Below are 23871 nucleotides of genomic sequence, written 5' to 3'. Positions count from 1 at the left end.
ATCGAGCCTCGGTTCGGCCCGGCCTTTGGAGGGCAGTTTGACTCGTTATATCTCGACCCGGGGCGAGGCCCCCGAACTCGGCTTCTGTGACGTGATGCTGACCGGGCTTGCCCGCGACGGGGGCCTGTATGTGCCGGCGACCTGGCCACAGCTCCCGACCGAGACGATCGCCGGCTTCTTCGGCCGGCCCTATTGGGAGGTCGCGGTCGACCTGATTCGTCCCTTCGCCGGCGGCGAGATTTCGGACGCCGAGCTTGGTCGTATGGCGAACGAGGCCTATGCCACCTTCCGCCATCCTGCGGTGGTGCCGCTGCGCCAGATGTCGCCGCACCAGTTCGTGCTCGAGCTGTTCCACGGCCCGACGCTCGCCTTCAAGGACGTCGCGATGCAGCTGATCTCGCGGCTGATGGACCACGTGCTCGCCAAGCGTGGACAGCGCACCACCATCGTGGTCGCCACCTCCGGCGACACCGGCGGCGCAGCGGTCGAAGCCTTTGCGGGACTCGAGAATGTCGATCTCGTCGTGCTGTTTCCGCACGGCCGCATCTCCGAGGTGCAGCGGCGAATGATGACGTCGACGGGCGCGGCCAACGTCCATGCGCTCGCCATCGAGGGCACCTTCGACGATTGCCAGGCGATCGTGAAGGGGATGTTCAACAACCATCGCTTCCGCGATGCGACCTCGCTGTCCGGCGTGAATTCCATCAACTGGGCGCGCATCGTCGCCCAGGTGGTCTACTATTTCACCTCCGCCGTTGCCGTTGGGGCGCCAGCGCGCGCGGTCGATTTCGTCGTGCCGACAGGCAATTTCGGCGACATCTTCGCCGGCTACGTCGCCAAGCGCATGGGGCTGCCGGTGCGGACCCTGCGCATCGCCGCCAACGTCAACGACATCCTGGCGCGGACGCTGAAGACCGGAATCTACGAGGTGCGCGAGGTGCACGCGACGGCGTCGCCGTCGATGGACATCCAGATCTCGTCCAATTTCGAGCGGTTGCTGTTCGAGGCCAGTCGGCGCGATGCAGCAGGCGTGCGCCGTCTGATGGAGTCGCTGAAGCAGTCCGGACGTTTCGTGCTGCCCGACGCGACGCTCGCCGCGATCCGCGAGGAGTTCGATGCAGGGCGCGCCGACGAGACCGAGACTGCGGCTGCGATCCGCGCCGCCTGGCGCGAAGCAGGCGAACTGGTCGATCCCCACACGGCGGTGGCGCTCGCCGTTGCGGACCGCGATACCACCGACACGAGGGTGCCGAGCATCGTACTCTCCACTGCCCATCCGGCCAAATTCCCCGACGCTGTCGAGGCGGCCTGCGGCCAGCGGCCGCAATTGCCGGCCTGGCTGGACGGCTTGATGACCAAATCCGAACACATGAGGGTGATGAAGAACGATCAGGCCGAGGTCGAGCGGTTCGTGCTGTCGGTCAGCCGCGCCGCAAAGCAGGGAGTTGCCGGATGAGCGTCGAGATGACCAAACTTGCCTCCGGCCTGACCGTCGTCACCGACGAGATGCCCCATCTCGAGACTGCAGCGCTCGGGGTCTGGGCCGGCGTCGGCGGACGCGATGAGAAGCCGAACGAGCATGGCATCTCGCACCTGCTCGAGCACATGGCGTTCAAGGGCACGACCAAGCGCTCCTCGCGCGAGATCGTCGAGGAGATCGAGGCGGTCGGCGGTGACCTCAATGCCGGCACCTCGACCGAGACCACGTCCTATTACGCGCGGGTGCTGAAGGCCGACGTGCCGCTCGCGCTCGACGTGCTCGCCGACATCCTCGCCAATCCAGCCTTCGAGCCCGACGAGCTGGAGCGCGAGAAGAACGTGATCGTGCAGGAGATCGGTGCCGCGCAGGACACGCCCGACGATGTCGTGTTCGAGCATCTGAACGAGCTCTGCTATCCTGACCAGCCGATGGGCCGTTCCCTGCTCGGCACGGCCAAGACGCTGCGCGCCTTCAACCGCGACATGCTGCGCGGCTACCTCTCGACCCACTATCGCGGGCCCGACATGGTGGTGGCGGCCGCCGGCGCGGTCGATCACGGTCAGGTCGTCGCCGAGGTCGAGAGACGCTTTGCCAGCTTCGAGGGGACGCCGGGGCCGAAGCCGCAGACCGCTCAGTTCGGCAAGGGCGGCGCCAAGGTGGTGCATCGCGAGCTCGAGCAGGCGCATCTGACGCTGGCCCTGGAAGGCGTGCCGCAGAGCGATGCGTCGCTGTTCTCGCTCCAGGTCTTCACCAACATCCTCGGCGGCGGAATGTCGTCGCGCCTGTTCCAGGAGGTGCGCGAGAAGCGCGGCCTCTGCTACTCCATCTATACCTTCCACGCGCCTTATTCCGACACCGGCTTCTTCGGCCTCTACACCGGCACCGACCCGGCCGACGCGCCGGAGATGATGGAGGTCGTGGTCGACATCATGAATGATTCGGTGGAGACGCTGACCGACGCCGAGATCGCCCGGGCCAAGGCGCAGATGAAGGCGGGCCTGCTGATGGCCCTGGAGAGCTGCTCCTCCCGTGCCGAGCAGCTTGCCCGGCATGTGCTCGCCTATGGGCGGCCGCAGACGGTGCAGGAACTGGTGGCCCGGATCGATGCCGTCAGCATCGAATCGACGAGGGACGCGGCGCGTGCGCTGCTGTCGCGGAGCCGGCCCGCCGTTGTCGCATTGGGCAGTGGCAGGGGTCTGGACACGGCCGTATCTTTTGCGGAAGGATTGACCCGGGCGCGCGCCAAGGCGCGGCTGCATTAGGAGCTGTGCTAGGGAGCCCCGCCCCGGAAAGCATCACCATGGCCCTCTTTCGCCTGCCATCCAGTGGACCCGCCACCCTCGCCCCACGCGGCAACGGGCTGCTGCTGCGCGCGCCGCAAATGTCGGACTTCCTGCAATGGGCTCATTTGCGCGAAACCAGCCGCGACTATCTCACGCCCTGGGAGCCGATCTGGCCGTCCGACGATCTCACCCGGTCCGGCTTCCGGCGGCGCCTGCGCCGCTATTCCGAGGACATTGCCGCGGACCGCTCCTATCCCTTCCTGATCTTCCGTGAGCTCGACGGCGCCCTGGTCGGCGGCATCACGCTTGCCAATGTCCGGCGCGGCATCGTGCAGGCCGGCACCATCGGCTATTGGGTCGGCCAGCCTCATGCCCATCGCGGCTACATGACGGCCGCGCTGCGGGTGTTGCTGCCGACGCTGTTCGGCGAGCTCAATCTGCACCGGGTCGAGGCCGCCTGCATCCCCACCAATGCGCCGTCGATCCGGGTGCTGGAGAAGTGCGGCTTCTCGCGCGAGGGCCTGGCGCGCCGTTATCTCTGCATCAACGGGGTCTGGCAGGATCACCTGCTGTTCGGCCTGCTGCACGAGGATTTCCGCGGCTGAGCCGCCATCCCGTGAGGGCTAGGTCTCCCTTCCTGCCATCTTTTTGCTGCCTTGGGTTCGCCGATTTTGACGATATAACGGCGCAGGCCGGCCGGTGGTTGGGTCCGGACATTGTGATGGAGTATGGGTGTCGATGGTGAAGGAGCTTCGGTCATCGCGGAGGGCGTTGCGGCGGGGGACAGCGGTCGCGTTGGCGCTGTCGATTGCGCTCGTGTGCGTCTCGCCGGTGGCGGCCCAATCCTTGAGCGACCGCTTCAAGAGCCTGTTCGGCGGCAAGTCGGACGAACCGGCGCAGCCCAATCCGGCGCCCGCGCCCGCGCCCGGCCAGCCAGCCGATGACGAGCTCGATTGCCCGCAGGTCACCGTGCGCGCCGGCGCCTCTACCTATGCCGTCGGTGCGAACGGCAAGCAGGCTGTCGGTAACGAGATCCGCTTCCAGGCCACGATCACCAAAATGGCGCGCGAATGCGCCCGGAATGGCGGCGACATCACCGCCAGGATCGGAATCCAGGGCCGCGTCATCGCAGGTCCCGCGGGTGCGCCTGCTACAGTCGACGTCCCATTACGTATCGCGGTGGTGCAGGGCGGCGTCGGCGAGAAGGTGATCGCCTCGAAGGCCTACCGGACCACGGTCGCGATGTCGGAGGGCGGCAGCGTGCCCTTCACCTTTGTCGCCGAGGATATGAGCTATCCGGTGCCCTCGGCCAAGGATGCCGATTCCTACATCTTCTATGTCGGCTTCGACCCGCAGGCGCTCGCGCCCGAGCCGAAGGGGCGGAAGAAGAGATAGGCGACGTGTTGCGGCAATCTCAACTGTCATTGCCCGCGGGCGATGACACCCAGTTTGCGGCTGCAGATCGACCAACAAAAAAGCCGGCGCTCATCGCGCCGGCATTTTGATTGGTGAGAGCGCACCCCTCAGTTCAGCTTCTGCCTGACTTCGTTGATGCCCTTGGCGAGCAGGTCGTCGGCGACCTGGCCTCTGACCGACTGCGACAGGATCGTGGAAGCGGCCTGGACAGCGGCTTCCGCGGCTGCGGCGCGGACGTCGGCCAGCGCCTGGGCCTCGGCGAGCGCGATCTTGCTCTCCGCGGTCTTGGTCCGGCGGGCGACGAAGTCTTCCATCTTCGCCTTGGCCTCGGTCGCGATGCGCTCGGCTTCGGCCCTGGCGTTGGCGATGATGTCGGCAGCCTCGCGCTCGGCCGTGGCACTGCGCGACTTGTAGTCGGCGAGCACCTTCGCCGCCTCCTGCTTGAGGCGTGCGGCGTCGTCGAGCTCGGCCTTGATGCGTTCGGCGCGATGATCCAGCGCCGTCATCGCCGTCTTGAAGACCCCGAGATAGCCGAACACGACCATCAGGATCACGAAGGCGACGGCGACCCAAAATTCAGGTTCGAAGAACATCTCGACTAACCCTTCAAGGACGCATCGACCGCGGCATTGACCGACGCGGCGTCCGGAACGACCCCGGTGAGCTGTTGCACGATCTGACCTGCCGCATCGGCCGCGATGCCGCGGACGTTGCTCATGGCGGCGGCGCGGGTCGAGGCGATGGTCTTCTCCGCCCCGGCGAGCTTGGCTGCCAATTGTTCTTCCAGCGCCTTGCGCTCGGCGTCCGCCTGCGCATTCGCCTTGTCGCGGGATTCGTTGCCGATTGCCTGCGCCCGCGTGCGCGCCGCAGCGAGCTCGCTTTCATAGGCCTTCAGCGCCGCGTCGGACTGGTCCTTCAGCTTCTGCGCTTCGGCGAGGTCGCCCTCGATCTTGTTCTGACGCGCCTCGATCGCACCGCCGATGCGCGGCAGGGCGAGCTTGGACACGATCACGTAAAGCAGGACGAAGAAGATCGCGAGCGACACCAGCTGTGAAGCAAAGCTGCTGCTCTCGAACGGCGGAAAACCGCCACCGTGGTGACCACCGTCAGCCTCGGTGTGAGCGCCCGCCGCCGGACCTTTCGCGCCGCCATGACTCTCAGCCATGGAGTTCTCCTGTTGCTGTCACACGCGCCGTTCCAAGGACTGGAACGGCGCGAAAAACGTCGTCCTCAGAGCGGAACGAACAGCAGCAGCAGCGCGATCAGCAGCGAGAAGATGCCGAGCGCTTCGGTCACGGCGAAGCCGAAGATCAGGTTGCCGAACTGGCCCTGAGCGGCCGACGGGTTGCGCACGGCTGCGGCGAGGTAGTTGCCGAAGATCACGCCCACGCCGACGCCCGCACCGCCCATGCCGATGCACGCGATGCCCGCGCCGATAAGTTTTGCTGCTGCCGGATCCATTTTAGACTCCTTGGAAGAAAGATGGGGTTGTGGGTGGAAATTCCCCGGACCGCTCAGTGTCCCGGATGAATGGCGTCGTTGAGGTAGATGCAGGTCAGGATCGCGAACACATAGGCCTGGAGGAACGCGACCAGGATTTCCAGCGAGGTCAGCGCGACCGTGAGCGCCAGCGGCAGCACGCCGCCGATCCAGCCTATGGCGCCGAGCGAGAAGCCGAGCATGGCGACGAAGCCCGCGAACACCTTCAGCGCGATGTGGCCGGCCAGCATGTTGGCGAAGAGACGAACGCTGTGGGAGACCGGCCGCAGGAAGAACGACAGGATCTCGATGAACATGACCAGCGGCAGGATGTAGATGGGGACGCCGTGGGGAACGAAGATCTTGAAGAATTTCAGGCCGTTCTTGTAGAGGCCGTAGATCAGGACCGTGAAGAAGACCAGCAGCGCGAGCGCTGCGGTAACGATCAAATGGCTCGACACCGTGAAGGTGTAGGGGATGATGCCGACCAGGTTCGAGACGCAGATGAACATGAACAGCGAGAAGATCAGCGGGAAGAACTTCATGCCTTCCGCGCCGGCCGTCGAACGGATGGTCGAGGCGACGAATTCGTAGGAGATTTCAGCGACCGACTGCAGGCGTCCGGGAACCAGCTGCGTGCCGCTGGCAAGCATCAGGAGCGAGATGATCGCCACCGCCACCAGCATGTAGAGCGACGAATTGGTGAAGGCGATCGTGTGATTGCCGATGTGGCCCAGGGTGAAGAGAGGCTCGATGTTGAACTGGTGGATCGGATCGATTTTCATCAGCGCGGCATCTCTTGGTCTGCCGGGCAATGCCGGCGGGTCTCGGTCTGCCGGCCGGGCCGGCCCGTACCGGCGAAGCCGGCACGATCATTCCTCTCCTGGTGGGATCCGCTACGAATCGCCGCGCCTGTTTTGACCCGCGCCCGCCGTTCTCACCACATTCACCACGCCAGCCACGAAGCCCAGCAGCAGGAACACGATAAATCCGAAAGGCGACGTCGACAGCAAGCGGTCGAACCCCCAGCCAATCCCCGCTCCGACGACGACGCCGGCGATCAACTCCGAGGATAACCGGAAACCAAGCGCCATCGCCGAGGCTCTGGCCGCTCTGTCTCCACCGTCACCTGCGGGTTGCTCGGTCTTGGTCCGGCGGTCGCGAAATTCGGACAACCGCTGATCAAGACTTCCGAGCCGTTCGGAAAGCGCGGCTTCCTCGGGCGATCTATCGCGATCTCCATCCTCGCCGTGTCCCGTGCCCTGTGTCATGCAACGAAGACCCGAAACGCTGCGGCTGAATGGAAATTGCGCCCGTCACCCTCAAAAGCCGCGCGGACCATACTGATGGCCCATAATCAAGTCAAGCCAAGTCACGATTGCGTCGCTTTCGGTTATGTATCTGATTTGTTTGATGATATCGGCGTGCGCGGCAGCGCTGCACACAGCGTGACGCCGCACCGCAGCAGGTCTCCTCACGATCGGCGGACGCGACTGTCCTTTCGCCTCACGGCCTGGATCAAAGGAGCCACCGCGTTCGTTGATTTCAGAGGCGGGTTTTTGGCGGCGGATTGCCTGACGCGGGTGTAGAATTACACAAGAGCCGCACCAACGCCGTGGCGGAGAGGGCGATGAGACCAGCGACGTCATCCACAACATCATGGCTTGCGGCGGCCGCGGTGATGGTCGTCAGCGGCGGCCTCGTGGCCGCGCAATCCGCGCCCGACGGCGAAAATGGTCGCTACAGCATGACACCCATCCCCGAGGGCGTGCTGCGGCTCGACACGCGCACCGGCACGGTGTCGACCTGCACCAAGAACGGCGCCGGCTGGGCCTGCTACGCGGTGCCCGACGAGCGGACCGCACTCGACGCCGAGATCGGCAGGCTCCAGGCCGAGGTCGAGAGGCTGAAGGGACAGCTCGCGGCGGGGCCGACGGTGTCGGGCAAGATCGACGAGGCGCTGCCGAAATCCGACCAGTTGAAGAAGGCGGAGCCCAAGGCCGTCGAGGGCGAGCGCAAGATCGAGATCCCGCTGCCGAGCGACCAGGACGTCGATCGTGTGATGTCGTTCCTGGAAAAGGCCTGGCGGCGGCTGATCGACATGGCCAACCGCGTGCAGAAGGACGTGTCGGGCAAGATTTGAGAGTTTGAATGACGCCTGAGAAACAGCTGACGCGTTCGGTGCCATCGACCGTGCAGGCCACGGCCATCGGTACCGCCCTGTTGACGGTGCCGACGCCCGGGCGAACCTTCGTCGATCTCACCGCGGAAGCGGCGAAGTTCATCAAGGACGTTCACGCGCGGGACGGCGCGCTGACGCTGTTCGTCCGCCACACCTCGGCCTCGCTGACCATTCAGGAGAACGCCGATCCCTCCGTGCTGGTCGATCTCACCACGGCACTGTCACGGCTCGCACCGGAGAACGCCGGGTGGACCCATGACACCGAGGGGCCCGACGACATGCCCGCGCACATCAAGACCATGCTGACGGGGACCTCTTGCCAGGTCCCGGTCCTCAACGGGAAGCTCGCGCTCGGCACCTGGCAGGCGATCTATCTGGTCGAGCATCGCAGCCGCCCGCACCGCCGCGAGATCGTGCTGCAATTCATCGGCAGCAATCAGTAAGCGCACAAGACAAAACCGGCCGCGGAGACCGCGGCCGGTTCGTGTCGTCGATCGCTGCTAAAGCATGATCCGGAAAAGTGCGAAGCGGTTTTCCGGAAAGATCATGCGTAAACAACAACCTGAAGCGCGATGACGATTCATCCAAATCGCATCGCGCTTTAGGATCAGGTCGCCTTGATGTCGACGTCCTTGGTCTCGGGCAGGAAGAAGAAACCGATCACGACGGTGATGGACGCGAAGATGATCGGGTACCAGAGGCCGGCATAGATGTCGCCGGTCGAGGCCACGATGGCGAAGGCGGTCGCCGGCAAGAGGCCGCCGAACCAGCCGTTGCCGATGTGGTAGGGCAGCGACATCGAGGTGTAGCGGATGCGGGTCGGGAACAGTTCGACCAGCATCGCCGCGATCGGGCCGTACACCATGGTGACGAACAGCACCAGGATGAACAGCAGGCCGACGATCGCCGCCACCTGCGGACGGAAGATGTCGAAGGGATGCGACATCTTCACGATGCCGGCGTCACCCGCCTTCGGATAACCGGCCGCCTGCACCGCGGCGAGGACCGCCGGGTTGCCGTCCTTGGCATTGGCGTAGGGCACTTCCTTGCCGTTGACCATCACCTTCACGTCCGAACCGGCCGCACCGGGCGTGGTCGAGTACTTGACCGACGACTGCGACAGGTAGGCGCGTGCGGTGTCGCAAGGCGCGGTGAAGACGCGAGTGCCGACCGGGTTGAACAGGTCGCCGCAGCCCTTGGGATCGGCCACCACCTCGACCTTGACCGTCTCGATGGCCTTTTCCAGCGCCGGGTTGGCGTTGGTGGTGATCATCTTGAAGATCGGGAAGAAGGTCAGTGCCGCGATCAGGCAGCCGCCGAGAATGATCGGCTTGCGGCCGATCTTGTCGGACAGCATGCCGAATACGATGAAGAAGCCGGTGCCGAGCAGCAGCGACCAGGCGATCAGCAGGTTGGCGGTATAGCCGTCGACCTTCAGGATCGATTGCAGGAAGAACAGCGCGTAGAACTGGCCAGTGTACCAGACCACGCCCTGGCCCATCACGCCGCCGAGCAGGGCGAGCAGCACGAGCTTGCCGTTCTGCCAGTTGCCGAAGGCTTCCGTCAGCGGCGCCTTCGAACCCTTCCCCTCTTCCTTCATCTTCTGGAAGATCGGCGATTCGTTGAGGCGAAGCCGGATCCAGACCGAGATTCCGAGCAGCAGGACCGACACCAGGAACGGAATGCGCCAGCCCCAGGCCGCGAAGTCCGCTTCGCCGACCGCGGTGCGGGTGAACAGGATCACCAGCAGCGACAGGAACAGGCCGAGCGTCGCGGTGGTCTGGATGAAGGAAGTGTAGTAGCCGCGCTTGCCGTTCGGCGCATGCTCCGCGACGTAGGTCGCAGCGCCGCCGTATTCGCCGCCGAGCGCCAGACCCTGGGCAAGACGCAAGATGATCAGGATGATCGGCGCCGCGATGCCGATGGTCGCGGCGTTGGGCAGCAGGCCGACGATGAAGGTCGACAGACCCATGATCAGGATGGTGACGAGGAAGGTGTATTTGCGGCCGACGATGTCGCCGATGCGGCCGAACACGATGGCGCCGAAGGGGCGGACCAGGAAGCCGGCGGCGAACGCCAGCAACGCGAAGATGTCGCGGGTTGCCGGCGGATAGGCCGAGAAGAACTGGGCGCCGATGATGCTTGCCAGCGAACCGTAGAGATAGAAGTCGTACCACTCGAACACGGTACCGAGCGAGGAGGCGAGAATGACGAAACGTTCGTCCTTCGTCATCCCGGCGCCGGCAGATGGTGCCGATGTTGCAGTTATTGTCGTCATTCCGATTCGCTCCCGCTTGTTTTCTTTTCAAGAACCGATCCGCGCCACGTGGGCGCGCCACCAATCGGGAGCGAGCAATGACATGCCTACCGCATCCGGCCCAATAGTACTTTCGACGCGAATCGGGAGCACCGCGGAGATATCGGACGGGAAATCACGGAGCCGCGAGAGCGAAATACCGTGGGGTCCGCAACCCTCAAACTAAAGTCCAAGGACGGAAAAGCCAATCGCGACAATCCACATCACGACGGACACCAGCGCAGACCAGTATGCGAACACCAGATAGGTCTCTCGCATCACCGCCGAGACTGTTTTTTGTGCATGCGGCTGAGGCGGGCGCCTGTCTTTTGGAAGATACAGCCACATCTCGGTGCGCCGGTGGTCTTTGGTCCGCGCCTCCTCCGCCTTCAGGAGCAGCACCAGTGTCATGAGCAGGCTCAGAAAGCCTCCCGCCTGAAACGCGGAGCGCGGCAGAAACGAAAGGGCGATCATGACGCAGAATATGGCGAGCGAGGCAAATCCGCACGCGCGCAGGACCGTTTCAAAGGCGATGCGGCGCATTTCTTCCATGAGGAGGGGACTCCGTCGCCTGGCTCATTGGGGTCGAGAGGATCGGGATGCGGCCTAGGGTAGTCCCTGCGGGGCCTGCCTTCAATGGTTCCCGCCCGCCGTTCAGAGGCCGATGCTGATGAAATTGCCGGCGGCGGGGAGCGCCAGAATGGCCGTGCCGGCCAGCCAGATCCAAAGCGAGACGCCGTTCGACTCCTGTGCGCCGGTGACGCGTTCGTAGATGGCGGCGGGAATGCCGCCCAGGATGACGGTCGCGGTCGAGACCATCAGCGAGGCGAACATCAGCGTCAGCGACATGCTTCCGAACAGAAGAGGGCCTGCGAGCGGCTGGACATAGAGCAGGGCGAAGATCAGCCAGAGCTGGTTGAAGAGGCCATTGATCATTCCGAAGAAGGCAATACCGATCAGGAAGAAGTTGCGGTTCATGATCCGCCTCCCGCAAGCCGCGGCGCGAGATTGAGCACGAGCAATGTGTAGTGGAGCACGATCCGCAACCAGAACATCCAGACGAAACCGAACAGCCACACGACGGCTGGAGGAACTGCCTTCGGCGTGACGATCGCAATGGCGGTGAGCACCGGATCGGTGAGGCGGCAGAAGAAGCGCCAGATATAGTTCGGCGAGTCGGCGTCGACGAAGAGGCCGAGCAGGAAGCGGCCGAGCATGGTGTACATCAGAGCCGCCAGAACGAAGTTCGGCAGGTGAAAATACCAGTATCTGGCCAACGAGTCGGCAATGTCCAAAATCGGTCCTCCTCCGGGCGTCGCTCTGGAAGCAGTATGGTCCTGCGAGGACGTTCGCTCCGTCCACGCCGTCGGGCATTCTGCGCCAGCCTCCGCACGCAACAATGTCAAGGCAGGCGGTTCGGGGCAAGCGAGCGCTGGCGGTCGCAAACAAAAACGGGGCCTCGCAAGGCCCCGTTTGGCGCAACGTGTCCGATCCGCTCAGGTCGTTTTCTCTTCGAGCACCGTGCGGCCTCGCGGCTTGCGAATCTCGTCGACATAGGCCTGCATTTCCCGCGACGGCGCCCGTCCCAGCAGGCTCACGATGATGATCACCGCGAAGCCGAAGGGCGCACCCAGCAAGCCGCAGGCGATGTTGCTGAGGTTGAACCACCCCACCTTGTTGGCAAGCGGGTGGGCCAGTGTCGGCCAACTTTCCATCGCGTTGGGCAACGCCATGGCCTTGGCGATGTCGACCAGCGGTGCGCCAGTGGCCGGATTGAGCAACGACGTCATACCGAAGTACTTGACGCCCGCGCCTGGGAAGTAGCGCGTGGTCACGAGGTAGAACAGGCAGAGCCCGAACCCGGCGATGATGCCGCAGACCGCGCCCGTGGACGTCGTGCGCTTCCACCAGACGCCCATCACGAGTGCCGGGAAGTTGCCCGCCATCGCCAGGGAGAATGCCCAGCCGACCATGGCCAGGATATCCCCGGGCTTGGTGGCGGCCGTTGCCGCGGCGACCACCGCGACTATCAGCAGGAGCACGCGCGCGACGATCAGCCGGCGTGCCGTCGGCGCGTTCGGATCGATCATCTTGTAGTAGACGTCATGCGACAATGCGTTGGCGATTGCCAGCAGCAGCCCGTCGGCGGTGGACAGAGCCGCAGCCAGGCCGCCGGCCGCGACGAGACCGGAGATGACGTAGGGAAGCCCCGCGATCTCCGGTGTCGACAGCACGATCACGTCCGTGTTGATGACGAAGTCCTGCAGCCGGACCACGCCGGGGTGACCGGCAACGGCCTTGCACGCGGCAATGACGGCGTCGATGTTGACGGCGTTCTTGCCGCAGATCTGGATCAGCCCGAGTTCGCCCCAGTTGAACAGCCAGGGCCTGATCGCGGACAGATCGCGCCCGATGATGTTCGTGTACACCTCCAGCTTGGAGAACGCTGCGTAGGCAGGCGCCGAGAAGTACAGCAGGAAGATGAACAGCAGTGACCATGCCACGGACTGCCGCGCCTCACGCACCGACGGTGTCGTGAAGTAGCGCATCAGGATGTGCGGCAGCGAGGCCGTGCCGACCATCATGCACAGGATGATCGCAAAGAAGTTCAGCGGACTGTAGTTGATGAAGGGCTGAATGTGCGGCTTGAGGCTTGCTGCCGCCGCCAGTCCGTTGGCGAGCATCTCCTGTTCGCGCGCCGTAATGTCCGCGATCGCATGTCCATAGGTCAGCTGCGGAATCGGTATCCCGTAGATCTTGGTCGACAGGATCACGATCGGAGTCAGGTAGGCTATGATCAGCACGATGTACTGGGCCACCTGCGTCCAGGTCACCGCTCGCATGCCGCCCAGCATCGAGCAGACCAGGATGCCGACCAGTCCTGCGAAAACTGCGATTTCGAACTGCATTCCGAGGAAGCGCGAGGCAATGATGCCCGTGCCGTAGATCTGCGCCGTCACATAGGTGAACGAACAGGCGACGAGCACGACGACGCCCAGCGCCCGGGCGAAATTGCCGCCGTAACGGAAGGACAGGAAGTCGGGTACCGTATAGGCGCCGAATTTGCGCAGATAGGGTCCGATCAGGATGGAGACCAGCACGAAGCCGCCGGTCCATCCGAGCACCCAGGCGAGGCCGTCATAGCCAAGCAGGAACAGCGTGCCCGCCATGCCGACGAAGGACGCCGCCGACATCCAATCGGCACCCGTAGCCATGCCGTTGTAGAACGCTGGCACGCTGCGGCCTGCCACGTAGTATTCGGACACCTGCGCCGTTCGCGACAGAACGCCGATGATCGCGTAGACCGCGAGCGTGAAGAACACGAACAGGTAGCCGAGAATCTTGTTCGGCACCCCGATGATCTCGAGGACGGCGAGCAGAAGGACAAACGCGACGAATCCTCCGGTGTAGAAGCCGTAGATCCGCCCAAGGTTGCTGAGAAAGTCGGAACCGCCGGTTGTTGTGGCCTGTTGCGTAGCCATGTTCAACCCTCCTGATCGTCTTCGGCGAAGCCGAATTCACGGTCGATCCTGTCCTGCTGTCTGGCGAACACGAACAGAATGACCACGAAGGCGATCAGCGAACCCTGCGCGGCCATATAGAAGCCGAGCGGGAAGCCAAGGATCGGCAACTTGATGGTGTTGAGCGGAACCACGAACATGTGGATGACGTATCCGAACAAGAACCAGATGCCGAGGTTGATCAGCATCAGGCGCGAGGTCTTGCGCCAGTGGGCTTCTTCTCGTTCTCTGAGATTGTGGGAGTCAGGCATGGGCTGCATTTCCTCTGTAAGCACTCCGGCATGCGAGCCGGAGGATCGAGGGGTTGCATACCCTTCGTTGCGGCCCCCCCTGCCGCCTTCCAACCGGTCTTTCGCCAATTTGGAATGTCGGAGGCTAACACTGGGAGTGCCGAGGTCTTTCTAATACTTTCGGAGGGAACCGATGCTGCGGATGCGAACGGCGTCGCGGCCGTTGACAATTCGGGCGCGGCGAGCGCGGGATAGCACGGCGATTCCGTCTGGCAGGATCGGACTGCGATGAAGCTGCTGCAGAAATTCTTTCGTCCCCGGCCGCCGATTGGCGACCGCGAGGCGCTTGCCGACTTCATCGACGCACAATCTGCGTTCATCGTGCAAAAGGGCATTTACGAGTATTCGCGTGCCCGTGCCGGCCATTATTCCAAGGTCCTGTTTGCCGAGGAAGGGTTTGCGCTGGCCGTCGAACGTTCGCGCTGGCAGGCTTATCCGCTCGGGCTTGCGATGGTCGGCGAGATGGTCGAGGGGGTATTGCGCCCACATGCCGGCGTGCAGCGCCGGGCGGTTCTCGACCGGATGATCCTCGTCGTCCTCTCGGTTTTCGACCGCTATCCGGTGCCGCCGTCGATCGGCGAGGATGGCTGGTTTCAGGCCCGGCGCGAGCTGGAGCAGCGGCTCGACCTTGTTGGCGGGCATGCGCCCAAGCGCGTGATGGACATTCCCGAGCCGCTGGCGGAAACCTATTTTGCGATGATGCCGATCCACGAAAAACTGCGCGGACGGGATTTCGAGACGATACGCAATTACCTGCGCGTCAGCCTGTGCAACATCCATGACGAATTGGTCGATCGCATCGATGCGGCCGCGGTGACCAACACGCTGCTGGCGTAGGATCGCCCGGCCTCTGCCAATGCCCGGCTTGCCGGCCGGCATCGCACGGTCCGGGCCTTCCGAGGGAGGACAATGGATACGACGAGTGGTGCTGCCCCGCTTTTGTCGCTCGACGCCGTTGTCATCGATGCCGAAACGACCGGGCTCGATCCGCGCAAGGCGCGGGTGATCGAGCTTGCCGGCGTGCGTCTGTCGGCCGGAAAGCTGGTCGACGGCGGTTCGTTCGTTCAATTGCTGCGGCCGGCCGATCAACCGATCCCCGCCGAGACGACGCGCATTCACGGCATCGATGATGCCACGGTCGCTGAATCGCCGCTGTTCGTGGACGTCTGGCCGCGTTTCGAGGCGTTCCTCGGCCGGGCTGTCGTCATCGGGCACATGATCGGTTTCGATCTGGCGGTCCTGAAGCGCGAATGCGATCTGGCGGGATTGCCATGGTCCCGGCCTCGAACGCTCGACACCAGACTGCTCGCGGAGATCGTTGCGCCGGACCTCGGCGGATACCAGCTGGAGAATCTTGCGGCCTGGCTTGGCATCGAAGCGGCAGGCCGGCATTCCGCTCTCGGCGATGCGGTCACGACGGCACGGATCTTCCTGGCGCTGCTGCCGAGGCTGCGCGAGCATGGCATCCGGACCGTTGTTCAAGCCGAGCGGGTCTGTCGCGCGCTCACCGCCGTGCTCGACGATCAGGTGCGGATGGGCTGGATCGAGGCGGTCGAAGCGACAGCCCGCATCGATGCAGAACAAACGCTGAAGCGGTTCGACGCCTATGCCTATCGCCACCGCAACCGCGACATCATGCGGTATCCCGCCATTTTCGTCGGTGCGCACGTTTTGGTAGGCGATGCCCTGGCGCGAATGACGAGCGAGAGAATATCGGCTGTGTACGTCGGCGCGCCGGATGCGGCCGCAGACGACGTCAAGGCCGTCGAGGCCGGGATCGTGACCGAGCGCGACGTGCTGCGGGCGATCGCCCGGCTCGGTGCCCCGGCGCTGGAGCTGCCGGTCCGCCGGATCATGAGCAGGCCGCTGGCGGCGATTCCCGAGGACGCGCTCGTCTATCGCGCGATTGGCCGGATGAATCGCCTCAAGACCCGTCATCTCGGCGTTGTCGATGAGGCCGGCCGGGTGGTCGGTGCGTTGTCCGCGCGGGACCTGCTGCGTCTGCGGGCAGGGGAGGCCATCTCGCTCGGGGACGAGATCGAGGATGCCGCGGATACGCAAGCATTGGCGCTGGCCTGGGCGAAGCTGCCGCGGGTTGCGGAGGTGCTCCTCGCGGAAGGATTGTCCGGCCGTCAGATCGCGGACGTGATTTCCAGCGAGCTCTGCGCCCTCACCCGTCAGGCCGCCGTGATGGCCGAACGGCTCATGCGGGAGCGCGGCGAGGGCGATCCCCCAACGCCATACACGCTGGTCGTGCTCGGGTCTGCCGGACGCGGCGAAAGCCTGCTGGCGATGGATCAGGACAATGCCGTGATCTTCGCGCAAGGCGAACCGGGAGGCGAAGAGGATCGCTGGTTTGAGGCGTTCGGGGCGCACGTTGCAGATATTCTGCACGAGGCCGGCGTGCCCTATTGCAAGGGGGGCGTCATGGCGAAAAACCCGCCCTGGCGTGGCTCGGTTGCAACGTGGCAGGACCGCATCGAGCAGTGGGTCTGGCGCTCCAGTCCAAAGGATCTGCTGTCGGTGGATATCTTCTTCGATCTGCGGGCCGTTCATGGCGACGGCAGCCTTGCCGTCTCCGTCAGGCAGGCGGCCTTCGCGGCAGCGGAGGGGCAGGTCGCATTCGCTAAGCTTCTGGTCGAGGGGATCAGCATCCCCGCGAGCCTGAAATTCTTCGGCGGCATCCGCACTGAAGGCGGTCGCATCGATCTCAAGGCGGCCGGGCTGTTCGGCCTGGTCGCTGCAGCGCGTGCGATGGCGATTCGCTATCATGTGATGGACCGGTCGACATCGCAGCGACTCGCGGGTGTAAAGGCCGTGGTTGGCCGTGGTGAGACCGATCTTGATGCGCTCGACGAGGCCCATGGTGTCTTTCTGGAGCTGATCGTGTCGCAACAGATTGCGGATGTGGCGCAGGGAACGCCGCCCTCCAATGCGGTGTTGGTCAAGCGATTGTCGGCCCGCGACCGCGAACGATTGAGGGCAGCGCTTCAGGCGGTCGCCGTGATCGATGATTTGACCAGGGACCTGCTGTTCAGGGATTCATGAAACCCGTCAGCGGCTTTTTGCGCTGCAGCATCAACCGGTTCGCGCCTGTGATTAACTGCCTTGCGACTACGGGCGGAAGGTTGCCTTGCAAGACGGGTCCAGTCAGTGAACAATCGTCAATTGCTGCTTGATCAGCAACGAGTTGATATTCTTTCCCGATCTTTCGTCGGCCTGCGGAACAGATGACTGCAACAACCAATGCAAACACCCATCTCGTCATCGCCGATGACCATCCGCTGTTCCGCGACGCGTTGCGGCAGGCGGTGGCAGGTGTCCTCCCGTCGGCCAGGATCGACGAGGCCGGATCCTTCGAGGACCTGACCGGGCTGCTGGAACAGACCTCCGAGGTCGACCTGATTCTGCTCGACCTCTCGATGCCCGGGATCTCCGGCTTTTCCGGCCTGATCTATCTGCGCGCGCAATACCCGGCGATTCCGGTCGTGATCGTTTCGGCGTCCGACGACAGCGCCACGATCCGCCGCTCGCTCGATTTCGGTGCCTCCGGCTTCATTCCAAAGCGTTTCGGCGTCGAGACGTTGCGTGACGCCATCCTCAAGGTGATGGAAGGCGACGTCTGGGTTCCCGCGGACACCGACCTGTCCGCAGCTAGCGACCCCGACATGACGCGCCTGCGCGACCGCCTGGTAACGCTGACGCCGCAGCAAGTCCGGGTCCTGATGATGCTGTCGGAGGGACTTCTCAACAAGCAGATCGCCTACGAGCTCGGCGTGTCCGAGGCCACGATCAAGGCGCATGTCTCGGCCATCCTGCAAAAGCTCGGCGTCGAGAGCCGCACCCAGGCCGTGATTGCCGCGTCAAAGATCGCCGGCGGCCAGTGGAACCAGGGCACGCCGACGGGGTGAGGCCGCTACAGTGTGGTCAAAAGCACGTTGGCCGCTCTGATATCCGCCGTTTCGGAGTCCTCGGCAAAGCCCTCGAGGGACGATTGGAGCAATCGCCTCGCATCCTCGCGCTGCCCGCGTTCGGCAAATAGTCCGGCAAGATCGATCGCGGCGCGCAGCTCCCAGGCTGTGGCGCCTTGGCGGCGGCTCAAACCCAGGGATTGCATCAGGTAGACCTCTGCTTGCTCAGCCCTGGGCTGCGGCAGCGACAGCAGGACCTTGCCCTTCATTCGCAACAGCTCGGGCATGTAGAGATGATCGCCGCTCTGCTCGACGAGCCGGATCGCGTCGTCGATCAGGCCCGCGCTCTGCTCGAACTGTCCAAGCGCCAACGAACCCTGAACCAGCGCGATGTTGAAGGTCGTGGTGAGCAATTCGTAGCCGGCCTCGTGGAGCTCGCGCAGGCAAGCCCTGATCGTCTCGACGCCATGCGCGGCGTCTCCCCGCCGGATCGCCAGCTCGCCTTTCACGCCGCGGCCGACCACGAGATAGGGACCCATCGACCGAGATTCGGCATGGGCGATGAACTGGTCGATGCTCTCTTCCGCGCCGTCGAGATCGCCGCCCCAGAGCGAGATCGAGACCGCCCAGATCAGCGCGATACAGAGCGTGATCGGGTGCTCCATCTGCGCGGCCTCGGTGACGGTCTGTTGCGCCAGTTGCAGCGCGTCCGCGGGCCGACCCTGCAACCAGAATTCACGCGCCAGCGTGATGCCGGCCCGGTTGCGATGATCGAAGCCGTGAATCGTGCTGATTCGTTCCGTGCCCGGCGCTTGCCAGGCGACTTCCAGCATCTTCATCGCGTCGCGATGCTGGCCGGCCAGGTGGAGCGAGACTCCGAGGAGCGAATGGGCGAGGGCGGTCGAACCGGGATCGCCAAGCGAGCCCGCGACCGCAAGGCTCTGCTGCGCATAGCCAAGCGCGGTGTCGAACTGTCCCATCCGTTCGTGGAAGATATGCATGCGGCCGAGCAGCTGGAGTTGGTTCGGCGTGTCGCCGCGCGCCTCGGCGATCGCAAGACTCCTGCTCAAAGCCAAGCGCGCCGCCTCGCTACCGCCGCGCGTGAACATCAGCGTCAGTCCGAGGGCGGCCTGGATGTGCATTTCCTCGGCGCCGCCGCGCGAGGAGGGAGCAATCGCAAGCAGCGCCCGTTCCGACCAGCGCCGGCATTCGATCAAGAGGGACATCGCGAGGAAGATCGGCGCTGCCGCGGCGGCGAGCGCAATGGCGGTGTTGGCGTCGCCCCCCGTGCCAAAACACCAGTCCAGCGCGGCACGCACGTTGTGAAGCGCGGAGAAGTGGATCGCCCGTTCGTCCGCATTCGGTGTCGCCGTCCATGTGCTGCCGGCCTGTTCCAGCCATCGCCGGTAGTAGCTCGCGTGGCGGGCGGCGAGCGCGGCGTCGTTCGGCTCGATCTCGAGCAGATAGGCGCGCGTGGTATCGAGCAGACGGTAGCGCATCATCGCGCCGATCGGCCGCGGTGCGACCATCGATTTGGCGACGAGACTGTCGATCGCATCGAACAAGTGGGAGCGGTCGGCGCGCTCATCCGGCACGACCTCAAGGACCGCGTCGATGGTGAAGTGACCTGCGAAGACCGCCAGCCTTCGCAGCACGAGGCGCTCGATGTCGGACAGGAGCCCGTAGCTCCAGTCCAAGGTCGCCCGCAACGTCTTCTGTCGCGGTGGCGCAGTGCGTTGGCCCTGCCAAAGCAGATTGAGACGCTCGTCGAGCAGCGCGGCGGTCTGCTCCAGGCCGTAAGCTTCGACACGGCCGGCGGCGAGCTCGATCGCCAGAGCCATGCCGTCGAGCTTGCGACAGATCCGCGCGATGATCGCGGCGTTGGCATCGTCGAGCACGATCTGCGCGCCGCCGGCCGTGGCACGTTCGAGGAAGAGCTGAAGTGCGGGGTAGGTCTGCGCCGCGGCGACTGTCAGACCGGAGCCGTCGGGCGGAACCGCGAGCGGTGCCAGCCGATAGACCTGCTCGCCCTCGACGCGCAGGGCTTCGCGGCTGGTGGCGAGGATATGGACATCCGGCGCAGCGTGGAAGATCTCCGAGGCAAGCGGTGCCGCCGCGGCGATGACATGCTCGCAATTGTCGAGGATCAGCAGTATGCGCTTGTCCCTGACATGCGCGAGCAGCGCGGGCAGGGGATCGTCGGTCTCGGCCGGCAAGCCAAGCATCAGCAGGATCGAGGTGATCACGAGATCGGGATCGCTGAGTGCGGCAAGGTCCACGAAGTGAGCGGCATCGGAGAATGTCTCGAGCAGGTCGTGGGCGATCGCCACCGCGACGGCGGTCTTGCCGACGCCGCCCGGGCCGGCGATCGTGACGAAGCGCGAGGTGAGGAGCTTGTCGGAGATCGCGACGATCGCCTCGTTGCGTCCGACCATCCGTTGCAGCCGGTTCGGCAGCTTGACCGGCGGCAATTCCATCCGCGGTGCGGAGCGCCGTGCTGCCGGAAGGCTCGCCTGCGAGATCGGCGCCACGAAGCAATAGCCGCGGCCTGAGAGCGTGGTGATGTATCGCGCGCCGTCCTTGCCGTCGCCGAGCGCCTTGCGCAGGGCCGCGATGTGAAAGCGCAGGCTGGCTTCTTCGACGGTCAGGCCAGGCCACACCAGCGCCATCAGATCCCACTTGCTGACGACCTCGTTCGGCCGCGACATCAGCGCGATCAGCATATCGAAGGCTTTTGCGCCGAGCGGCAGCGTAACGCCGTCCCGCGTTACGAGCCGTTGATGCGGCGTCACGATGAATGGTCCGAACGACAATGTCCCCGTCGTGGTGCCGGCCGGCTCGGTCATGACGAAATCCTGATCCTCTCGAACGGACCGGATAGCCAGATGATGGCGATCCGGCAAGTGGGCCGCTGCATCGACACCAGACCACGCATGCAAGCCTTGTGAGGCGCGCACATGGCGACCTCACAATTTCTCACAAGTCCAAACGGGCGTCCTGCGGTCACCGCTGCTAGTCAGTTGCGCGACGGCAAGGAGACATTCATGACGCAAGCGGCAAAAGCACTCTACACGGCCAAGACCCACACCAGTGGCGGCCGACACGACGGCATATCGCGCAGTTCCGACGGCCGCCTCGACGTCAAGCTCTCGCCGCCGGGTGGCGCAGGCATCGGCACCAATCCCGAGCAATTGTTCGCAGCCGGCTGGTCGGCCTGCTTCCAAGGCGCGATGGAAATGGCAGCCCGCAAGCGGAAAATCGTGCTTCCCAGGAAAAGTGCGATCGATGCGGAAATCGATCTTCTTCTCGATGATGGCACTTATGCCCTCCGGGCGCGCCTCAATGTCAGCCTGCCGGGTCTCGATCGCGAGACCGCACAGGGCATCGTCGCTGAAGCGCATCAAACCTGCCCCTACTCCAAGGCCGTCCGCGGCAACATCGACGTCACGGTCGCGCTGGTCTGACGCAGCATCATCAACCACCAGGAGGTCGCAACGCCATGAAGCAGATCATCGATGAGCACCGCCGCCAGTTTCTCGGCATCGCCACAGGAGCCGTCGCCGTCGGCCTCGGCGTGATCGATCTCGCACGCGCCGAGACGGAACCGCTACGATCCTCCGCGTCGAATGCGTCCTTCGGGGCGATCAAGCAGATCGACGCCGGCGTTCTCAACGTCGGTTATGCGGAGGTGGGGCCCTCGAACGGTCCCGTCGCGATCCTGCTGCACGGCTGGCCCTACGACATTCACGCCTTCGTCGATGTCGCGCCGATCCTGGCGAAGGCCGGCTATCGCGTGATCATTCCCTATCTGCGCGGCTACGGCACGACGCATTTCCTCTCCAGTGAGACGCCGCGCAACGGCGAGCCTGCGGCAATGGCCGCCGACATCATCGCTCTGATGGACAAGCTCGACATCAAGAAGGCCGTCGTCGCCGGCTTCGACTGGGGTGCGCGGACCGCCGACATCATCGCCGCGCTGTGGCCGGACCGCTGCCGCGCGCTGGTGTCGGTCAGCGGCTATCTGATCTCCAGCCAGGCTGCCGGCAACGCGCCGTTGCCGCCGCAGGCGGAGCTGCAATGGTGGTACCAGTTCTACTTCGCGACCGAACGCGGCCGCGCCGGATACGAGAAGTACACGCACGATTTCGCCAAGCTGATCTGGAAGCTCGCCTCGCCGCAGTGGAAGTTCGACGACGCCACCTTCAATCGCAGCGCGGCGGCGCTCGACAACAAGGATCACGTCGCGATCACGATCCACAATTACCGCTGGCGGCTCGGACTCGCCGAGGGCGAAGCGAAATACGAGCATCTCGAAAAGAAGCTGGCCGCAGCCCCTCAGATCGATGTGCCGACGATCACGATGGAAGGCGACGCCAACGGCGCGCCGCATCCCGATCCGAGCGCCTATGCCAGCAAATTCTCGGGCCGTTACGAGTTTCGCCTGATCACCGGCGGCATTGGCCATAATCTGCCGCAGGAAGCACCGCAAGCCTTTGCCAAGGCCGTCATCGACGCCGATGGCGCCTGAGCATCTGTCAGCACCTCGGTCCAGCCCGGCTGGATCGAGGATCGCCCCGTTGATCCCAGCTTGAAGAACGTCATGCCGCCAACCGAACCTGAAAAGAAGAAGTCCTTCTACGCCACGATGATCGTGCTGACGGTGGTCCTGCTTGTCGTGCTCCTGACCTGCGTGCCGTATCTCGTCACGATCGCCTCCGCAGAGGGGCCGGCAGAACGCAGCGCGGCGGATGCTTCGCCGATCTTCGGCGTCACGATTCCGCAAGGCTACAAGCAGTGGGAGCTGGTCGCGCCGGCCGAGGAGGCGGCGCCACTCGACGAGCTTCGCGCTGTGGTCGGCAACCAGACCGCAATCGACGCCTATCAAGCCGGGACACTCCCGTTCCCGGACGGCACCATTCTGGTCAAGCGCGCCTGGAAGCGGAAGCAATCGCCGGAGTTCGCGTCCGCAACCATTCCCGGCGCCGCCACCACGGTCCAGGTGATGGTCAAGGATTCCAAGAAATACGCTGCCACCGGCGGCTGGGGTTTCGGCCGCTTCATCAACGGCAGGCCGGTGGACGAGGCCCAGCATCGCACCTGCTTCGCCTGCCACGAGGCCCGCGCCAGGAGCCGCGATTACGTCTTCACGCGCCTGGCGCCCTGAGGTCATCCGGAGACCGTCATGTCCAAGACTTGGTTCATCAGCGGGAGCTCGCGCGGGCTTGGCCGGGCCATCGTGGAAGCCGCGCTCACGACGGGAGATCGCGTGCTTGCGTCGGCCCGGGATCCAGAGCCACTCGAACCGTTGCTTGAGCGCTTCGGTGAAAGGCTTCGGCTTGCAACCCTCGACGTGACCGACGAGGCGGCAGCGCAAGCAGCGGTCGGCTTGGCGGTACAGACATTTGGCGGCGTCGATGTGGTCGTGAACAACGCAGGTTACGGCGATCTCGGATCGGTCGAGGACACCAGCCTGGAGACGTTCCGCCATCAGATCGAGGTCAACCTGATCGGCACCATCATCGTCACCAAGGCGGCGATTCCCGTGCTGCGTCGGCAGCACCGCGGCCACATCGTGCAAGTCTCATCCGTCGGTGGGCGCATTGGTGCTCCGGCCCGCGCGGGCTATTCGGCCGCGAAATGGGGGATCGAGGGCTTTTCGGAATCGCTGGCGCGGGAGATGGCGTTGATCGGCGTGAACGTCACGATCGTCGAGCCCGGCGGCTTTCGCACCGGCTTTGCGCAAGCCGCACATGGGACCGGCGAAGGACGCCCGGAATACGATGCGGTCGTCGGCGCTGCCGTCAGGATGCAACGCGATTACGACGGCCGGCAGCCCGGCGATCCAGCCAAAGCCGCGGCCGTGGTGCTGAAGCTTGCCGATATGGAGCGCCCGCCTCTGCGCATTGCGCTCGGAAGCGATGCCGTCGACGCCATCGCTGCGATCGATAGGCTCCGCCTCGAAGAGCTGGAGAGGTGGCGAACGCTCAGCGTATCGACCGACTACTGACCCCTG

General features: G+C 64.5%; 26 protein-coding genes. 14 read left to right on the top strand and 12 right to left on the bottom strand.

Going from position 1 to position 23871, the window contains the following annotated elements; genetic code table 11:
- The first annotated feature begins 37 nt into the window (after positions 1-37).
- From thrC to IVB23_RS18075, 4 genes are all read left to right on the top strand, one after another.
- Positions 38-1456 carry a threonine synthase gene (gene thrC / locus IVB23_RS18090; RefSeq protein ID WP_247804490.1) on the top strand — a complete coding sequence of 473 codons (1419 nt, stop codon included), beginning with the start codon at positions 38-40 and terminating at the stop codon, positions 1454-1456.
- Positions 1453-2742 carry a pitrilysin family protein gene (locus IVB23_RS18085; RefSeq protein ID WP_061882485.1) on the top strand — a complete coding sequence of 430 codons (1290 nt, stop codon included), beginning with the start codon at positions 1453-1455 and terminating at the stop codon, positions 2740-2742. Before thrC ends, IVB23_RS18085 begins: the two co-directional genes overlap by 4 nt.
- 38 nt (positions 2743-2780) lie before the next feature.
- On the top strand, positions 2781-3368 hold the full coding sequence (locus IVB23_RS18080) for a GNAT family protein (protein WP_028178162.1): 588 nt from the start codon (positions 2781-2783) through the stop codon (positions 3366-3368).
- A 133-nt stretch (positions 3369-3501) separates the two neighbouring features.
- Positions 3502-4158, top strand: coding sequence for a hypothetical protein (locus IVB23_RS18075; protein WP_247804927.1), 657 nt, complete (start codon positions 3502-3504; stop codon positions 4156-4158).
- 128 nt (positions 4159-4286) lie between these two features.
- Here IVB23_RS18075 and IVB23_RS18070 read toward each other — a convergent pair whose 3' ends face one another.
- From IVB23_RS18070 to IVB23_RS18050, 5 genes are all read right to left on the bottom strand, one after another.
- On the bottom strand, positions 4287-4772 hold the full coding sequence (locus IVB23_RS18070) for an ATP F0F1 synthase subunit B (protein WP_061882483.1): 486 nt from the start codon (positions 4770-4772) through the stop codon (positions 4287-4289).
- Positions 4773-4777: 5 nt separating this feature from the next.
- Positions 4778-5344, bottom strand: a complete 567-nt coding sequence (locus IVB23_RS18065; RefSeq protein ID WP_061882482.1) for a F0F1 ATP synthase subunit B — start codon at positions 5342-5344, stop codon at positions 4778-4780.
- Between the two features lie 65 nt (positions 5345-5409).
- The gene (locus IVB23_RS18060; RefSeq protein WP_007599451.1) at positions 5410-5640 is read right to left on the bottom strand and encodes a F0F1 ATP synthase subunit C; all 231 of its coding nucleotides are present in this window, start codon (positions 5638-5640) and stop codon (positions 5410-5412) included.
- Positions 5641-5693: 53 nt separating this feature from the next.
- Complete coding sequence (locus IVB23_RS18055) at positions 5694-6443, bottom strand: F0F1 ATP synthase subunit A (protein ID WP_061882481.1); 750 nt, start codon at positions 6441-6443, stop codon at positions 5694-5696.
- Between the two features lie 111 nt (positions 6444-6554).
- Positions 6555-6929 (bottom strand): AtpZ/AtpI family protein, encoded by a 375-nt coding sequence (locus IVB23_RS18050; RefSeq protein WP_061882480.1) that lies wholly within the window; start codon positions 6927-6929, stop codon positions 6555-6557.
- Between the two features lie 75 nt (positions 6930-7004).
- Here IVB23_RS18050 and IVB23_RS18045 point away from each other — a divergent pair, with 75 nt between their 5' ends.
- Genes IVB23_RS18045 through IVB23_RS18035 form a run of 3 tightly spaced genes read left to right on the top strand, consistent with a single transcriptional unit; the run spans position 7005 to position 8283 of the window.
- On the top strand, positions 7005-7247 hold the full coding sequence (locus tag IVB23_RS18045) for a hypothetical protein (RefSeq protein ID WP_197488799.1): 243 nt from the start codon (positions 7005-7007) through the stop codon (positions 7245-7247).
- 41 nt (positions 7248-7288) lie between these two features.
- Positions 7289-7801: a hypothetical protein gene (locus IVB23_RS18040; protein WP_247804488.1), complete on the top strand. Its 513-nt coding sequence runs from the start codon at positions 7289-7291 to the stop codon at positions 7799-7801.
- A gap of 8 nt (positions 7802-7809) precedes the next feature.
- Complete coding sequence (locus IVB23_RS18035) at positions 7810-8283, top strand: secondary thiamine-phosphate synthase enzyme YjbQ (RefSeq protein ID WP_061882479.1); 474 nt, start codon at positions 7810-7812, stop codon at positions 8281-8283.
- Between the two features lie 164 nt (positions 8284-8447).
- Here the strand turns inward: IVB23_RS18035 and IVB23_RS18030 are convergent, their stop codons facing one another.
- The 6 genes from IVB23_RS18030 to IVB23_RS18005 form a co-directional block, all read right to left on the bottom strand.
- On the bottom strand, positions 8448-10118 hold the full coding sequence (locus IVB23_RS18030; RefSeq protein WP_061882478.1) for an MFS transporter: 1671 nt from the start codon (positions 10116-10118) through the stop codon (positions 8448-8450).
- A gap of 201 nt (positions 10119-10319) precedes the next feature.
- Entirely contained in the window at positions 10320-10688 is a 369-nt protein-coding gene (locus tag IVB23_RS18025; protein ID WP_247804486.1) for a hypothetical protein, read from the bottom strand.
- A gap of 102 nt (positions 10689-10790) precedes the next feature.
- Positions 10791-11114, bottom strand: a complete 324-nt coding sequence (locus tag IVB23_RS18020) for a hypothetical protein (RefSeq protein ID WP_061882476.1) — start codon at positions 11112-11114, stop codon at positions 10791-10793.
- Positions 11111-11431 (bottom strand): YggT family protein, encoded by a 321-nt coding sequence (locus tag IVB23_RS18015; protein WP_061882475.1) that lies wholly within the window; start codon positions 11429-11431, stop codon positions 11111-11113. Before IVB23_RS18015 ends, IVB23_RS18020 begins: the two co-directional genes overlap by 4 nt.
- Before the next feature lie 201 nt (positions 11432-11632).
- Positions 11633-13618 carry a sodium:solute symporter family protein gene (locus IVB23_RS18010; protein ID WP_131872152.1) on the bottom strand — a complete coding sequence of 662 codons (1986 nt, stop codon included), beginning with the start codon at positions 13616-13618 and terminating at the stop codon, positions 11633-11635.
- 2 nt (positions 13619-13620) lie between these two features.
- The gene (locus tag IVB23_RS18005) at positions 13621-13908 is read right to left on the bottom strand and encodes a DUF4212 domain-containing protein (RefSeq protein WP_061882699.1); all 288 of its coding nucleotides are present in this window, start codon (positions 13906-13908) and stop codon (positions 13621-13623) included.
- Between the two features lie 267 nt (positions 13909-14175).
- Here IVB23_RS18005 and IVB23_RS18000 point away from each other — a divergent pair, with 267 nt between their 5' ends.
- The 3 genes from IVB23_RS18000 (at position 14176) to IVB23_RS17990 (ending at position 17858) form a co-directional block, all read left to right on the top strand.
- Positions 14176-14784 carry a hypothetical protein gene (locus IVB23_RS18000; protein WP_247804484.1) on the top strand — a complete coding sequence of 203 codons (609 nt, stop codon included), beginning with the start codon at positions 14176-14178 and terminating at the stop codon, positions 14782-14784.
- A 102-nt stretch (positions 14785-14886) separates the two neighbouring features.
- Positions 14887-16995: a DUF294 nucleotidyltransferase-like domain-containing protein gene (locus IVB23_RS17995; RefSeq protein WP_247804482.1), complete on the top strand. Its 2109-nt coding sequence runs from the start codon at positions 14887-14889 to the stop codon at positions 16993-16995.
- Positions 16996-17177: 182 nt separating this feature from the next.
- Positions 17178-17858, top strand: a complete 681-nt coding sequence (locus IVB23_RS17990) for a response regulator transcription factor (RefSeq protein ID WP_061882471.1) — start codon at positions 17178-17180, stop codon at positions 17856-17858.
- Positions 17859-17863: 5 nt separating this feature from the next.
- Here IVB23_RS17990 and IVB23_RS17985 read toward each other — a convergent pair whose 3' ends face one another.
- Positions 17864-20704: a winged helix-turn-helix domain-containing protein gene (locus IVB23_RS17985; RefSeq protein ID WP_247804481.1), complete on the bottom strand. Its 2841-nt coding sequence runs from the start codon at positions 20702-20704 to the stop codon at positions 17864-17866.
- A gap of 198 nt (positions 20705-20902) precedes the next feature.
- Between IVB23_RS17985 and IVB23_RS17980 the strand changes: the two genes are divergently transcribed.
- The 4 genes from IVB23_RS17980 (at position 20903) to IVB23_RS17965 (ending at position 23865) form a co-directional block, all read left to right on the top strand.
- On the top strand, positions 20903-21322 hold the full coding sequence (locus tag IVB23_RS17980; protein ID WP_061882698.1) for an organic hydroperoxide resistance protein: 420 nt from the start codon (positions 20903-20905) through the stop codon (positions 21320-21322).
- Between the two features lie 35 nt (positions 21323-21357).
- Positions 21358-22386 carry an alpha/beta hydrolase gene (locus IVB23_RS17975; RefSeq protein WP_061882469.1) on the top strand — a complete coding sequence of 343 codons (1029 nt, stop codon included), beginning with the start codon at positions 21358-21360 and terminating at the stop codon, positions 22384-22386.
- Between the two features lie 72 nt (positions 22387-22458).
- Positions 22459-23022, top strand: a complete 564-nt coding sequence (locus tag IVB23_RS17970; RefSeq protein ID WP_156505421.1) for a cytochrome P460 family protein — start codon at positions 22459-22461, stop codon at positions 23020-23022.
- Positions 23023-23040: 18 nt separating this feature from the next.
- Positions 23041-23865: an SDR family NAD(P)-dependent oxidoreductase gene (locus IVB23_RS17965; protein ID WP_061882468.1), complete on the top strand. Its 825-nt coding sequence runs from the start codon at positions 23041-23043 to the stop codon at positions 23863-23865.
- Positions 23866-23871: the final 6 nt, after the last annotated feature.

It is taken from the genome of Bradyrhizobium sp. 191 (assembly GCF_023100985.1).
Taxonomy (GTDB): Bacteria; Pseudomonadota; Alphaproteobacteria; order Rhizobiales; family Xanthobacteraceae; genus Bradyrhizobium; species Bradyrhizobium diversitatis.
This window is presented reverse-complemented; position numbering and strand designations above follow the sequence as displayed.